Origin of the sequence: Streptomonospora arabica, assembly GCF_039531585.1 — a bacterium.
GTDB lineage: Bacteria > Actinomycetota > Actinomycetes > Streptosporangiales > Streptosporangiaceae > Streptomonospora > Streptomonospora halophila.
The window spans coordinates 216250-229893 of the sequence record NZ_BAAAQI010000001.1 but is presented as its reverse complement, the minus strand read 5'-3'; the positions used below and the strand labels follow the sequence as shown (position 1 = coordinate 229893).

The 13644-nt window shown below is 68.5% G+C and carries 12 protein-coding genes and 1 pseudogene; 6 read left to right on the top strand and 7 right to left on the bottom strand.

Features of this window, described 5'->3' with window-relative positions; all coding sequences use genetic code 11:
* Positions 1–57: 57 nt before the first annotated feature.
* The 4 genes from ABD284_RS01030 to ABD284_RS01015 form a co-directional block, all read right to left on the bottom strand.
* Positions 58–1320 carry a styrene monooxygenase/indole monooxygenase family protein gene (locus tag ABD284_RS01030; RefSeq protein ID WP_344139876.1) on the bottom strand — a complete coding sequence of 421 codons (1263 nt, stop codon included), beginning with the start codon at positions 1318–1320 and terminating at the stop codon, positions 58–60.
* Entirely contained in the window at positions 1317–1643 is a 327-nt protein-coding gene (locus ABD284_RS01025) for a DUF742 domain-containing protein (protein ID WP_344139873.1), read from the bottom strand. The genes ABD284_RS01030 and ABD284_RS01025 overlap by 4 nt, the downstream gene beginning before the upstream one ends.
* Position 1644: 1 nt before the next feature.
* Positions 1645–2103, bottom strand: a complete 459-nt coding sequence (locus ABD284_RS01020) for a roadblock/LC7 domain-containing protein (RefSeq protein ID WP_344139870.1) — start codon at positions 2101–2103, stop codon at positions 1645–1647.
* A 317-nt stretch (positions 2104–2420) separates the two neighbouring features.
* Positions 2421–3722: a helix-turn-helix domain-containing protein gene (locus ABD284_RS01015; protein WP_344139867.1), complete on the bottom strand. Its 1302-nt coding sequence runs from the start codon at positions 3720–3722 to the stop codon at positions 2421–2423.
* Between ABD284_RS01015 and ABD284_RS01010 the strand changes: the two genes are divergently transcribed.
* Positions 3721–4464, top strand: coding sequence for an HAD family hydrolase (locus ABD284_RS01010; RefSeq protein WP_344139864.1), 744 nt, complete (start codon positions 3721–3723; stop codon positions 4462–4464). The two genes, ABD284_RS01015 and ABD284_RS01010, sit on opposite strands and share 2 nt — an antisense overlap.
* Before the next feature lie 74 nt (positions 4465–4538).
* Here ABD284_RS01010 and ABD284_RS01005 read toward each other — a convergent pair whose 3' ends face one another.
* The 3 genes and pseudogenes from ABD284_RS01005 to ABD284_RS00995 all read right to left on the bottom strand — a co-directional run.
* Complete coding sequence (locus tag ABD284_RS01005) at positions 4539–5018, bottom strand: NUDIX domain-containing protein (protein ID WP_344140752.1); 480 nt, start codon at positions 5016–5018, stop codon at positions 4539–4541.
* Between the two features lie 102 nt (positions 5019–5120).
* Positions 5121–5600 carry an NsdA family TPR-like regulatory protein gene (locus ABD284_RS01000; RefSeq protein WP_486387778.1) on the bottom strand — a complete coding sequence of 160 codons (480 nt, stop codon included), beginning with the start codon at positions 5598–5600 and terminating at the stop codon, positions 5121–5123.
* A 124-nt stretch (positions 5601–5724) separates the two neighbouring features.
* A pseudogene (locus ABD284_RS00995) lies at positions 5725–6462 on the bottom strand (NsdA family TPR-like regulatory protein); the annotation flags it as partial.
* A gap of 240 nt (positions 6463–6702) precedes the next feature.
* Here ABD284_RS00995 and fxlM point away from each other — a divergent pair.
* The 5 genes from fxlM (at position 6703) to ABD284_RS00970 (ending at position 13546) form a co-directional block, all read left to right on the top strand.
* Positions 6703–7950: a methyltransferase, FxLD system gene (gene fxlM / locus ABD284_RS00990; RefSeq protein ID WP_344139854.1), complete on the top strand. Its 1248-nt coding sequence runs from the start codon at positions 6703–6705 to the stop codon at positions 7948–7950.
* Positions 7951–7972: 22 nt separating this feature from the next.
* On the top strand, positions 7973–8164 hold the full coding sequence (locus tag ABD284_RS00985; protein WP_344139851.1) for an FxLD family lanthipeptide: 192 nt from the start codon (positions 7973–7975) through the stop codon (positions 8162–8164).
* Between the two features lie 89 nt (positions 8165–8253).
* Positions 8254–11319, top strand: a complete 3066-nt coding sequence (locus tag ABD284_RS00980) for a lantibiotic dehydratase (RefSeq protein WP_344139848.1) — start codon at positions 8254–8256, stop codon at positions 11317–11319.
* Entirely contained in the window at positions 11316–12554 is a 1239-nt protein-coding gene (locus ABD284_RS00975) for a lanthionine synthetase C family protein (RefSeq protein WP_344139845.1), read from the top strand. The genes ABD284_RS00980 and ABD284_RS00975 overlap by 4 nt, the downstream gene beginning before the upstream one ends.
* Positions 12527–13546: a thiopeptide-type bacteriocin biosynthesis protein gene (locus tag ABD284_RS00970; protein WP_344139842.1), complete on the top strand. Its 1020-nt coding sequence runs from the start codon at positions 12527–12529 to the stop codon at positions 13544–13546. The genes ABD284_RS00975 and ABD284_RS00970 overlap by 28 nt, the downstream gene beginning before the upstream one ends.
* Positions 13547–13644 lie beyond the last annotated feature (98 nt).

Below are 13644 nucleotides of genomic sequence, written 5' to 3'. Positions count from 1 at the left end.
GGGATGAGGACCAGACGATGCCGTGGGCAGCGGCGAAGAGGGAGCGGGGGCGCAGGGTCAGGATGGGGGCGGGGCGGCGCGGCTGAGGTAGGCGCGGGCCGCGTCGGGGTCGTAGAGCCAGGCGTCGTAGTCGCCCGGTTCGGCCAGTCCGCCAACGAACCGGTCGGCCACCGCCCGGTGCTGGGCTGCGGATCCTAGGACTTCGCCCATGTGGGCGGGGGCATCCGCGTCCCACATGGAGTGCAGGGCGGCGCTGAGCCGGTGGGCCGCACCCACCCCCGCCTCCCAGGCGGCGTCGAAGGTGGCCTCCATCCACTCCGGGGTGAACTCCTGGTCGCCGCGGTCGCGGATGCGCTCCAGGTATGCGGTGGCGCTGGTGCTGGAGACCGCCCACCCCTGGCCCGCGAGGGGGTCGGTGTGCACGACGGTGTCGGCCAGCCCGAGCACATGGCCCCCGGCCAGGGAAGCCACCGGGTGGCGCACGTGCGGGCGCACCGTGGTCACCAGCGCCGCGTGGGCGTCGATCGGCTCGGCAGCTTTGAGGCGGGGGTAGACCTCGGGGAAGTGGGCGCGCAGGGTGTCAATGATCCAGGAGGTCACCGTTGCAGGGTCGGGACGGCCGCGCGAGGGCCGCAGGTGGGAGCCGTCCAGCGCACCGCCGGGGGAATCCATCACGCACGCCGAGACTGCCGGGCCGTAAGGGCTGAGGATCGGCGCGATGAGGATGCGCCCCAGCGGTGAGGAGATCACTTCGGCGAAGTCCGGGCCCGAAGGGCTGGGCTCGATGCCCTCGCACAGCACCTGGGTGACGACGCGGGCGTGGGCACCGACCCCGGCCCCGGGGGCGGTGTCCGGGAACAGTTGGCCCAGCATCGCCCCGCCGGTGGCCACCACGACCAGGTCATACATCCGGGGGAAGTAGCCCAGATCGCTGACCGTGCAGCCGTTGAAGACGACGTTGCCGCCTTGGTCCTGGAGGAATTCGAGCCAGTCGGCCTGCTTGTGGCGGGCGTCGACCGCGACCGCGTGATCATTGAACCGGCCGGATACCACCACCGGGCCGGAGGCTTGAGGCGGGTACAGCTCCAGGTGCGCGCCCATGATGCGCGGCGCCAGGTCGACGTAGAAGTCCAACCCGAGCCGCTGTTCGGCCTCGCGCACCGCCGGCAGGGAGAACTGGGTGATGCTCGGGGGCGCCGAACGGATCTCCTCGGGGCGCTGGGCCGTCATGACCGTGACGTCGTATCCGGCGGCCTGCAGCCCGTGAGCCAGGTGCAGCCCGGACTGGCCGGCGCCGACGATGAGGATCTTGCGGCTCACCGCACACCCCCGCCGTGGTCGTCGCAGGAGGCAAGCGCCGCGGTGATGGTGACCGCCCCTGTGTTCTCCAGGTCGGTGAGCACGACCAGCACCACACCCGGCGGCAGGCCGGTGGCCGCGGCGAGGTCGGCCACGATGATCGGGCTGGGCCGGCAGAGGTCGAGAACCTCGCGCGTCGGCGCATCGAGCCCGCGGGCGGCGGCCCCATCGTGAACGGTCACACGGTCGGTGGGCGCGACGGGGGTGCGGGCGCGGTGCGGCCCGGGCCGGGTGTAGCGATAGGGCTCGACGGCCGGGCGCGCGAGCGGCAGGGGCGCGGTCATGTCAGTCCTTGTCTGCAGTCGTAGGCGCCGTGGGTTGCAGTTGCGCGCGCAGGTGCGGGGTGAGGGCGTGGCCGACGCTTTCGGTCAGCCGGGTCATCTGGTAAGCGAGCACTCTAAGGTCGGTCTCCGCGGCGGTGAGGGCGGCGATGCGGGATCCGTCGCCAACGGCCATGACCACCAGGTGGCCGCGGGCCATGCGCAGCAGGAGCTGCTCGATCGTCCCGCGGTCGAAGTGGCGGCCGACCCCCTCGGCCAGGCTCTGCAGGCCGCTGACGATCGCGCTGAGTTGGTCGGCGCGTTCCCGGTCGAGTTCGGTGGAGGCGGCCAGACAGACGCCGTCGGAGGAGACCAGTACGACGTGCTCGATGCCTGGGGTGTCCTCGGTGAAGCGGCGCAGCAGCCAGACGAAATCACCGGTTGTTGTAAGAGTTCTGGTGTCGGAAGGTGGAAGCGAAGGCATAGCAGACTCCTGGGGCGATGGCCGCCAAGCGGGTGGAAAGCGAGAACACGGGTGGGCCCGCTCCGGGTCACGCAAGAAATCGGGCGGACAGAGCGCGGGCGCATCCAAGGCGGCGTGGGCCTGCACGGCCTTTCGATACGCATTGCGCCGCTGGCATTCGCCCTGTTCCATCAGAGTCCAGCGCTCGCGTCAGCTCTTAAGGAAAGCCTGAAGATCACGACGTGCCTCCTCGCGATGACTCTGGGCATGTTCAGCGAGGAAGACGCTAAGACGAAACGAGCTGGGAAAGAGTAAACTCGGGCGGACCTAGCTCACTGCTAGGAAACTGTTTGACCAGTAATAATGTGCTGTTCGATACCGACGCGCTGCGCAAGTTCCCTCACTTGCGTGCGCATCGACGGCCGGGCCCGCTGAAACACCCGGCGAACGGTTTCGTGAGCGGCCGGGTTGTAGCGCAACTCCTCTGCGCTGCTTCGCTCGGCTTGGAGCAGGTGCAGCAGTGCCGCCCCAGGATCGAAACGCAGCGCATGGGCACGCGCGAGGTCGAGGAACAACGTGGTTCGGCGTTCCCGGGAGGCCAGAGGAGCGGGGTCGATCCCGTCAGCGACGGCGAGCGCGTTGCCGGCCTGGCCGTCCTCCAGTTCGATGCTTAAGACGTGCATGGCGACGTTGGTGGGGCCGAACGCCGTCCGACCGACATTGGTTTCTCCGGTCTTCGCCGCGCGAGGGTCGGCGTGTGACTCGATCCGTTCCACCGCAGTGAACTTGTCCCGGCGACGCGCCGCGGCGACGGCCGCCGTAAGCCAGAGCGCTCCGCTCATGGCCATGCCATCGCGGGTGGTACAGCGCTCCAGTCCCGAAGCGGCAGCCAAGGCGACTTCTTCAGCTGTATGCGGCTCCCCTTGCCCAAGCAGGGCGTGCGCCAGATTCCAGTCGGCGCTGGCCAGGCGGATGGCATCGTCGGTGCGGTCGGCGGCTCGTCGTTCACGATCGGCGGCCACAAGCGCCAAGTCGGGGCGATTGATCCGTCGGGCCACGGTCCGCAGAAGCGCATAGGCGTCGGCAGCTACATGCTGCTCAGCAGGATCATTCGAGGCGGGTGCGTCACATGTCGCTACCACATCACCGATGAGCCCGGGTATCAGTTCGGCGAGCCGGCTATAGCGATCCGCGGCTCCCTGCCAGAGGTCCCAGGCGTCTTCGACCCTTGCTTTCAGGTCCGCGATCCTCCCGCGCGGAGACAGCGCTTCCGAACCTCTGAGGAGAAGCGACCGGTGCAGTTCGGATGCCAAAAGCACGTCGGCGGCCACGGAAGGAGGTTCGGGAGTCTCGGTCACTAGATCTGTTACAGGAATGCCGAGCGCGCCCGCGATGGCTTCAACAAGGTCGAGTGAAGGGTTCCGGTGCCCCCGCTCGATCTGTCCGAGGTATTCGGCGTTGATGCCTGCCAGCCCAGCGACGACGGCTTGCGACTTGCCTTGGTGGCGGCGGTGCCATCGCAACCGCTGCGCGAAGACCCTCCCCAACGACATGGCATCGCCTCTCTGGCTGGAACCTTGTCCGTGGGGTACATGGTAAAGGGCCACCCCACTGATCTGGATTCCGATGGAGACGCACATGCCGACGCGCTCGCTCGTGCTCTGGGACGTCGACCACACACTGATCGAGACGCGCGGTGTCGGCAGTGCCGTCTTCGGCGACGCGTTCGAGAAGGCGACCGGACGCCCGATGAGTGCCGGTATGGCCAGGGCACACGGAGAGACCGAGCCGGTACTGCTGGAGAAGACCCTGAGCCTCAATGGAATCAGCGATCGCGACGACGAACTGTTTGGCCGTTTTGCAACGGCACAGGCCGAGGCATACCGCGCACGTCTAGGGGAACTGCGTTCCCGCGGCCGGGCACTGCCCGGTGTCGAGTCCGCTCTCCGCGCCGTCGCTGAGGACCCCGCGGTAGTCCAAAGCGTCCTGACCGGAAATACGCGAACTGCCGCGCAGATCAAACTCAGCGCGTTCGGCTTGGACGACTACCTTGACTTGCGGATCGGTGCTTACGGAGACGACGATGCCCACCGGCCGAACCTGGTCGAGTTCGCGCGCACCCGCGCAGCAGAGCGGTACGGAACCCTCATCGGCCGCGGCAGGACCGTCCTGATCGGCGACACCCCCAATGACATCGCGGCGGGGAAAGCAGCCGGTGTAGCGGTAATCGCGGTCGCCTCCGGAGCGAGTGGGCTGCGCGACTTGGTCGATGCGGGGGCTGATCTCGTCCTGCAAACGCTGGAGAACGCCGATATGCGTCGCCATCTCGCCCAGGTTATTGCCGAACGAGCCAACGGGTCTGGGGACGATCGCCGTCGATAGTCGGCGCTACCCGTCGCGGCGCATGCCTTCCCTGCGGCCGGGCAGGGGTGGACGGATACGTCAGACGCGGCCTCCTACGAGTTGGCGGCATGGCGTATGGCGAACGCGTACAGCAAGGCATTCAGCGAAGTGCCTGAGACGATGTCGCGGCGGGCCACCAGTTCGGGGACCGACGCAAGAGGTACCCAGTCGATCCGCTCCGCCTCCCAATCTTCCGTCGGCTGACCGACGTGTTCAGCGGTGTCGGTGATGAAGATGTGGTGCTCGGAGTCGCTGATGCCCGGGCTCGGCTGGGCGTAGAGCAGCGGCCGCAGTTCGCCCGGGCGCCATCCCGTCTCCTCTTCGACTTCGCGGGCAGCTGCCGCCGCGGCGTCCTCGCCGTCGTGGATCCCGCCGATCGGGATCTCATAGGCCCAGGTGTCGGTGATGAAGCGGTGTCTCCATTCCAGAAGTACGCGCTGCTGGTCGTCCATGACGACGGCGCCCGCACCGGCAGCCGACCGGATCAGCCGGTGCTGGAGGTGCCGACCGCCGGTGATCTCCACGTCGGCTATCCGGATGTCCAGCCAGGGATCGCTGTACAGCGGTTTCTCGGAATGGACGGTCCAGCGCGTTCGGCAGCTCCCTGCAGCATCGTCGGCGTCGATCCCAGGAGATCACAGCCCGAGGCCCAGTTCCGCATCGGCACGTTCGGCGAACTCGCGCACCTCCGACTCGCTGCTTCGAGAAAGCAGGGCCGTGCGGACAGAGCGCACACGGTCGTGAAGGCGCCCCGATTCCATGCCCCGGACCCGGTCCAGCATGTGGTTGGCGGGGTCTAGCGCTTCGTCGACGCTGCCCCGCTGCGCGCGGATGGTGGCGAGCCCGGCGTAGCGGTGGACTTGGCCGCGCAGGTGGGCGTGGTCGGCGGTGAGAACGGCCTCTGTCGCGTATTCCTCGGCCGCAGCGAGGTCCCCGAGGTGCCGTAGCGCCTCAGCGTGCTGGGTCTGAACCAGCCCCGGCTGGACATAGGAGGTCTCGGCTGGTTCCTCCCCGATGCGGATGCGGTCGGCCATCGATTCCGAGCGGGTCATATGGGTGTGGCACGAGAGGCGATCGCCCATCCGCGCGTAGGCGCGCGCCTGCATGGTGCCCAGGTCGCTGGCGAGCGCCGGCGAGACGTCGCCGCCCGCCGCCCGCCGCGCGCAGCGCAGTGTCGCAGTACTGGATGACCAGCCGGTATTCCGCTGCGGCCATGGCCTGATTGGAGAGCAGGGCGACGATATAGGCGCCGAACGCCCGATCGCCGCTCGCTTTGGCCATGCGCAGCGCGGCCAGGAAGTAGCGCTGGGCCAGCGCTTGCCGGGAGGCGTCGTAGGCGCAGATACCGGCGAGTGCGGTGAGCGAGCCGACCGTTCGGTGCAGCCGGCGCCCGGTGGCATCGGTGTAGGACGCGGACAACAGCGGGGTCACCTGCTCGGACAGGAAGCGGGCCAGGCGGGGGCGCACTGGAATCCCGCCGGCTCGCCGGTACATCTCCTCGTACCGTCGGCGTGCCACCTGGAGGCGTTGCACCTCGGGTTCCCCGATGGCGACCTGGCCTCGGCGTGAAACGTCGACATCGCCCGGCGGGTTCTCCCACTCGAACAGAGGGAGGATGGCGCCTGCGCCGACGGTCGGCCGGGCACCTTGCAGAAACCCTTCGTCCCTCGCGTCCTGCCGCCACGTGGCAGTGGTGCGGCTGACGGTCGCCTCCAGATCCCCGGGCGGGGGAGCTGAGTCGGCGCGCTCCATACCGATGTCGCTCATCGTGAGCGGTCTGCCGACGCGGTGCGACAGCACGTCACAGATGACCTGGGGCGCACGGCCCCGAGGCACGGCACGGTCACGGATCCAGCGCGCCACCGCGGTGTGGTCGTAGCGAGTGCCCAAGACCTGGTTGACGCGGGATGCGAGCCCGGCGTTGGACACGCCCGCCTCGGCAATCAGGGCAGTCAGCAGGACGTTCGGTTCGCTCATCTCGGTGTCCCTCGCTTCACACCCCGTGTGAAAGGGATTCCACATCCCCTTTCGTTCACGCCCTGTCGCAGACGCGCGCTCTGACGGTATCTCTGGAAGCGGAGGCGGGACAGGCCGTCTCGAACACCTTCTCGGGCGATGTGTGCCTGAACAGGAAAACTCGGGCGCGAAGGCCGTGCGATGGAGAAGCTCCCGTCACGATCAGTTCCCAACTGCGACAAGTGCGCAAGAAAGAGAAGTATGACCGATTCCGAGTGGGCGAAGCAGCTACGTGCCCAGGTTGTCGACGAACTCGTTGAAGGCGGCACGATCACTACGCCCCAGATCGAGGACGTAATGCGCCGCGTCGAGCGGCACGCATTCGCCCCCGACAACAACCTGGAGGAGATCTACAGCACTTACGCGGCGGTCATCACCAAGAGCGATGAGCACGGGATCCCCATGAGTTCGGTCTCGGCTCCGCAGATCCAGGCGATGATGCTGGAGCAGGCGCGCCTGGAACCGGGCATGCGGGTCCTGGAAATCGGGTCCGGTGGTTACAACGCAGCCCTCATCGCCGAACTCGTCGGCCCCGAAGGCGACGTCACCACCATCGACATCGACTCGCAGGTGACCGCCCGCGCCGCACAGCTCTTGGCCGAGGCCGGATACTCCCAGGTCCGGGTGCTCACCGCTGACGGTGAAAGCGGCGTGCCGAGCCGAGCCCTCTTCGACCGCATCCTCGTCACCGCCGGCGCCTGGGACATCCCACCCGCGTGGCGGGAGCAGTTGACGGAGAAGGGCCGCCTGATCGTCCCGCTTCGGATGCGCGGACTCACCCGCTCGATCGGATTCGAGAACCGCGGAGACCGCCTCGTCAGCGATTCCGCACTGGTGTGCGGATTCGTGCCGATGCAGGGGTCGGGTGCCCACCGTGAGCAGCTCCTGCTGGTCAACGGCACTGACGAGATCGGGCTGCGCTTCGACGACGGCTTGCCGATCGAGCCGAGCCGCCTCGACAACGCGGTGCGTAGCCCGCGCGAAGAGGCCTGGACCGGTGTCAGCGTCGGTCGACACGAGCTGATCGAATCCCTGCCCATGTACCTCGCCACCTACTTGCCGGGCTTCTGCATCATGGCTGTCGACCCGGACTTGGACACCGGTCTGGTGGCGCCTGCCAACCGTTCGTTCGCGATGGCTGCCGTCGATACCGCGACCGGCGACACCTTCGGCTACGTCACCACCCGCCGCAACGTCGACGGCGCCACAGCCGAATTCGGTGTGCACGCGCTCGGGCCTCGCCGCAGCCACCTCGCCGCGGAACTGGTCGATCTCGTACACGCCTGGAACACCCAGCAGCGCGGCGGCCCCGGACCGCGCATCGAGGTCGTGCCGGCCGACACTCCCGACGCGGACCTTCCCGGCCCCCAGGTCATCGACAAGCGCCACTCCCGCGTAGTCCTCACCTGGCCACCCGCGGGCACATCCGCCGACTCACCCACCCAGTAGAGACGCAAGGAGCGTGATCACCATGGACGGATCCGCAACCGCGACGGCATTGGCCGAGCCCCCTCTGAACGACGACGAGTTCGAACTCGACGTCCGGGTGGTACTGGCCGCCCACCCCAACGGCAAGCTGCAGTGCAACACCGGCGACGGCTGCGGCCAGACCTGCCAGACCAATGCGTCGGCCTGCGTGTCCTTCACGGGCGACCCCTTCTGACACTCCGGGAGGTCGACAACGGCTCAGGGGCAGCGCGCCCGGTTTCCGAACCGGGGCGGCTGCCCCGTCTCGTGAAGGGAGAGTGCAGCATGGTCTTCGACGTGCCGGACTACCGGTCGCGGGGCGGCGCTCAGCTCCGCGCCTCTACCGATCCAGGTGGCCTGGAGTTGCCCCGCCTGGGCGACCCGGCCGACGATCCCGAAGGTCTCGGCGCGTGGTTAGGCGAAGTCTGGGGCCGCGAGGACGTGCGTGTGGGCCTGGAAACGGCGAGCCCGGTGCTGTGCCGACAGGTCGAGGCAGTCGTTTCCGGGCGTCGACGGAAGCCGCGCCAGATCGTCAAGACCGCGGTATCGGTCGCGTCCTACCTGCTTCGCTGGCAGCAACGCTCGACTCCGTTCGGGGAGTTCGCGGGCATCGCTGCGGTGAGTGTGGGGGAGACCGCGGAGTTGCGCTGGGGCGACCACCATCGGCGGTCGATGCGTGCCGATGGCGCATGGCTGTCGGGTGTCATCACCCGTCTGGAAGAGTGCGAACCGCTGCGGCAGCGTCTGTCGGTCGTCTCCAATGACACTGTGCATGCTCGCGGGGTCCGCTTGGTCGTTCAAGGGGCGCCGGCGGGACCTACCGACGAGTTGGCCGCGCCCATTGAGGTCTCGGTGCGGGCGACTCGTCCCACGGTGACGGCGTTGGAGGCCGCGCGGTCACCGATCTCCTATGAGCGCCTGCACGCGCACCTGAGTGCCTCGTTCCCCGACGCTTCCACTCATCAGCTTGACGGCCTGCTTCAGGGCCTGTTGGCGCAGAACCTGCTCATCTCCAGCCTGTGGGCGCCGATGACCTGTACAGACGCGCTCGGCTACCTGTGTGAGGAGTTGCAGCACGCCCGGGCGCACCATCTCGGCGAGATCGCCGAGGAGGTGCGCGAGCTCTACGACCTCGACGCCCTGCTAGCGGAACCCTCCACCGCACCGGCTACGTCACCGAGCCGCGTGCAGCGCCGAATGACGACGCTCAACGACGCCTCCTCCACACCACTCATGGTCGACACGGCCCTTGACTGCGACCTGCGGCTACCCGCGCCAGTCGTGGAGGAGGCTCAGCAGGCGGCCGCGGTCCTTTCCCGCCTGTCGGTCTATCCCTTCGGCGCGCCGCACTGGCGCGAATACCACCACCGCTTCCGACAGCGCTACGGACCCGGAGCCCTGGTCCCGGTCACCGAACTGGTCGCGGACAGCGGGCTCGGCTTTCCGACCACCTACTTGGCTTCGGCCCGGGAACCCAGCCCTGCCGAACGCCACGAGCGCGACGCCACCCTCCTCGCGCTCATTCAGACGGCCATGGTCGACCAACGCGACGAGATCGCCCTTGCTGATGATGACCTGGAAAAGCTGTCCGGTGCCGATACTGCCGATCTCCGCTTCGCCTCGCGCATCGAGATCTGCGCGCAAGTCCACGCTTCCAGCACGGCGGCCGTGAACCGCGGCGACTTCCGCTTGGTCGTCACCGGGACGCCCCGCCCAGCCAGCAGCATGGCCGGGCGCTTCGCCCACCTGCTCAGCGACAAGGACGCCGCCGACCTGGCAGCCACCTACGAAACCACCGACGCCGTGGCCGCGCAGTTGTCGTTCACCCCACGCCGATGCCGCAACGCCAACGTCGCCCGCACGCCGCAGCTCCTTCCCGTCGTGACTTCCCTGGCCGAGCACAGGTCATCATCCGAGACCGCGATCGGTGTGGCCGATCTGGCCGTCACGGCGGATGCCCGCCGGTTCTGGCTCATTCAGCGCTCCACCGGGGCGCCCATCGAAACCCGGACCACACACGCGCTGGAAGCGGGAAACCAGACGCCGCCCCTGGCGCGCTTCCTCGCGGAGATACCGACGGCCCGTTGCGCCGTGTACGGACCGCTTGACCTCGGTGCGGCCGCGAAACTTCCCTACCTTCCACGTATCCGTTGCCGGCGAACGATCCTGTCACCCGCGCGGTGGCTGCTGTCGGATAGCGACCTGTCCCGCCACGACGCCAGCACAGCCGAGTGGGAGGCGGGGCTGCGGGACTGGATGCAGCGTTGGCGGGCGCCCGAGCGCGTCACGGTGGTCGAGCACGAGCAGCACCTGCCACTCGACCTGTCCCATCCCTTCCACCGTCTGCTGCTGCGGCGCCGCCTTACCGCGACCGGCCGCCTGGAACTGCGTGAGGCACCGACCGGCAGCGATCTCTCCTGGATCGGTCGGCCGCACGAGATCCTGCTGCCCCTCAACCTGGAGCAGCCCCCCGGGAAGCACCCCCGGACCGTGCTCGGAGGACCGCCCACTATGGCGGAAGCCCCAGAGCTTCCCGGCGCCTCCCCAACACTGCGGGCCCGCCTACAGGCCCACCCCGACCGATTCGACGAGATCCTCACCGACCGCCTTCCTGACCTGCTCGGCGACCTCGGTGATCCCCGCTGCTGGTGGTTCACACGCGATCGCGACCCAATGCACCCCGAATTCGGGCCTGATCTGTCGATCCACGTCCGCTTGCCATGCGCGGCGGAGTACGGCACGTCAGCGGCACGCCTACAGGCCTGGGCGGACTCGCTGAACCGGGACCGCCTGGCCTCAGACCTGACGTTGGAGACCTACCGTCCTCACAACGGCCGCTATGGGGCGGGGGCGGCGAGAGAAGCAGCCGAGCAGGTGTTCGCCGCCGACACCAGGGCCGCCCTCGCGCAGATCCCCATGGCCGCGATCGCCGGCAGCGACCCCGCGGCGTTGGCGGCGGCGAGCATGGTCGCCCTTGTCTGCGACCTCGCATCCACCCCCGAGGCCGGACTGCGCTGGCTGGTGAGCGATCTTCCCTACACGCCCGGTTCAGTGGAACGGCATCAACGCGACCAGACCTTGGAACTGGCCGATCCGTACGGGACGTACTCCGGTCTCACGAAACGGCGCGCCGGCACCGAAGTCGCCCAGGCCTGGCGTCAGCGCGCTGAAACGCTGGCCGCCTATCGTGCCCAGCTCGTCCCAGAGCGGGAGCCGCTGCGGCTCCTGCCTTCGCTGCTGCACCTGCACCACCGGCGCGCCGTGAATCCGTACCCCGAACATGAAGCCGTCGTCCTCCGTCTCGCCCGCGCCTGCGCGCTTCGCTACACGGCTGAAGTGAGCGGATCATGAGCGCGCCGATCCGCAGCGACGCGGCGGCCGGTGCGCCCCACACGGCGGCACGCATCGCCGCCGCACTGCACCACCCGCCGCCGCTGGACCCGGCCGAACCTTGGCGGGCCCATTCCCTCGCCGAGGGACACGTCGGTGGTGCACTCCTGCACATCGAACGCGCCCGCACCGGCGACGGCGACTGGGAGACCGCCCACGCCTGGATCACGGCCGCCGCATCCGGAGAGATCAGCGCCGCCGACAACACTGGCCTCTTTCTCGGCGCCCCGGCGCTGGCCGCCGCCTTGGCCGCTACCGGACCGGCACCCCGATACGCACGCGCCTGGCGGCGCCTCGACCAAGCAGTCGCCGCATCGGCCCACCGGCGCGTGAGCGCCGCCATGGACCGCATCGACCGGGGGAAGACATGCGGGTTCGCGGAGTACGACGTGTTCTACGGCCTCACCGGCATCGCCGCCCAACTCCTTCGCTGCGACCCCGGCAACAGCGCGCTCGGCCGCATCCTGGACTATCTCGTCCGGTTGACGCGCCCGCTGCGCGTCGACGGTACCGAGGTGCCGGGCTGGTGGGTACACCACGACCCGCACCGCAGCTACTCTTCGCTCTTCGCTCACGGACACGCCAACCACGGTGCCGCACACGGCATCGCGGGCCCACTCCTGCTGCTGAGCCAAGCACTGCGCCGCGGCCACAGCGTCGAAGGCCACCGTGAAGCCGTCGAGACCATCTGTCACCACCTCGACACCTGGCAGCGCGATCACCGCACCGGCGCCTGGTGGCCCGAACAGCTCTCGCTTGCGGAGCTTCGCTCCGGTCTCTGCCAACAAGCCGTACCCGCACGACCGAGCTGGTGCTACGGGACTCCTGGCATCGCCCGCGCCCAACAAGTCGCCGCGATCGCCACCGACGATCCCTCCCGACAACGCATGGCCGAAAACGCTCTGGCCGACTGCCTGGCCGATTCCGCGCAGACCGCTCGACTCACTGATGCCGGACTCTGCCACGGCTGGGGTGGCGCCTATCAGACAGCGTGGCGCGCCGCCCGGGACGCCTCCGATCCCCGGCTGCGTGCCCTGTTGCCGACGATGGCCCACCAACTCACCAGCCGCGCCGATCGCGCTACCCCCGCATCGGGATTCCTCGAAGGTCGCGCCGGAACCGCGCTGGCGCTGATGACCGCGGCAACCGACACCGCACCGACGACCGGATGGGACTCATGCCTGCTGATCGACTGAACGCCGGCCTGCTCGCGCGCGATTCGGCTGACGTACAAGGGGCGGAGCGCCTCGCCGATGCTGTAGTGCAGGTTCTCAGCGGCGCGTCGCTGGAGGAGGCCGCTTCCTTGGTCTCGATAGCCCCGCGGGAACTGGCCGCCGCCGTCGAACTCTACGACCGGGCCGGTCGCGCCGCTCTGCGCCAAGACGCCGACACCGACTGGTGGCAGATCTACCTCAGCTTCTCCGATTGGCACGACGCCGAGACCGCAGCAGCCGCTCATTTGCTGCCGCTGCTTTCCGATGCCGAGGCCGCCGGAGCACAATGGTGGTTCATCCGGAAGTATCCGGAGTGGCGGCTGCGGATCCGCCCGAGACAGCGGGTGGAGTCGACTCTTGCGGCGGGCCTGGACGAGTTGGCCGCCGCCGGACACATCGCGGACTGGTGGCATGGCCTTTACGAGCCGGAAACCACCGCGTTCGGAGGGGCCGACGCCATGTGCGCGGCGCACCGGCTCTTCCACGTCGACAGCCGATCGATACTCCACCACTCCCGTGGCACGGTCGACTACGCCCTCGGTCCCCGAGAGTTGTCGACACTGCTGTGCACGGTCATGCTGCGAGCTGCCGGACTGGAATGGTTCGAACAAGGGGACGTATGGCACCGCGTCTGCGCGGAGCGCCCTCTCCCGGACGATGTGTCTCCGGCCCGACTACAGCCGATGACGGCGCAGTTGGAAGCAATCCTGCGTACGCAAGCGGAAAAGATCGATTCGTTGTTCACCACGGGCGATGCCGCGCAGCACGCGACCATGTGGACTTCAGCATTTCGAGAGCTGGGCACGACCCTGGGGCAAGCGTCCCGTCACGGGCGTTTGCACCGCGGTCTGCGCGAGGTATTGGCCTACCACGTGATCTTTCACTGGAACCGGATCGGACTGCCCAGCCGAACTCAGAGCGCTCTCGCTCACTCCGCACGCGGAGCGATCCTGGAAGTGAATGCCCGGCAGTAGAGGGCCGTCGATCCACCGCTTCTTGTTGTCGAGTCGAAGCGAGGGAGCATCGACGAGGTCGCCGGTGCCGGGAGTGACGCCTCACTTCACCGATGGGA

What these genes read in the sequence shown, in the direction of transcription:
- ABD284_RS01025 (WP_344139873.1), bottom strand. Translation starts at nt 1,643, where the DNA reads ATGACCGCGCCCCTGCCGCTCGCGCGCCCGGCCGTCGAGCCCTATCGC.
- ABD284_RS01020 (WP_344139870.1), bottom strand. Translation starts at nt 2,103, where the DNA reads ATGCCTTCGCTTCCACCTTCCGACACCAGAACTCTTACAACAACCGGT.
- ABD284_RS01010 (WP_344139864.1), top strand. Translation starts at nt 3,721, where the DNA reads ATGCCGACGCGCTCGCTCGTGCTCTGGGACGTCGACCACACACTGATC.
- ABD284_RS01015 (WP_344139867.1), bottom strand. Translation starts at nt 3,722, where the DNA reads ATGTGCGTCTCCATCGGAATCCAGATCAGTGGGGTGGCCCTTTACCAT.
- fxlM (WP_344139854.1), top strand. Translation starts at nt 6,703, where the DNA reads ATGACCGATTCCGAGTGGGCGAAGCAGCTACGTGCCCAGGTTGTCGAC.
- ABD284_RS00985 (WP_344139851.1), top strand. Translation starts at nt 7,973, where the DNA reads ATGGACGGATCCGCAACCGCGACGGCATTGGCCGAGCCCCCTCTGAAC.
- ABD284_RS00980 (WP_344139848.1), top strand. Translation starts at nt 8,254, where the DNA reads ATGGTCTTCGACGTGCCGGACTACCGGTCGCGGGGCGGCGCTCAGCTC.
- ABD284_RS00975 (WP_344139845.1), top strand. Translation starts at nt 11,316, where the DNA reads ATGAGCGCGCCGATCCGCAGCGACGCGGCGGCCGGTGCGCCCCACACG.
- ABD284_RS00970 (WP_344139842.1), top strand. Translation starts at nt 12,527, where the DNA reads ATGGGACTCATGCCTGCTGATCGACTGAACGCCGGCCTGCTCGCGCGC.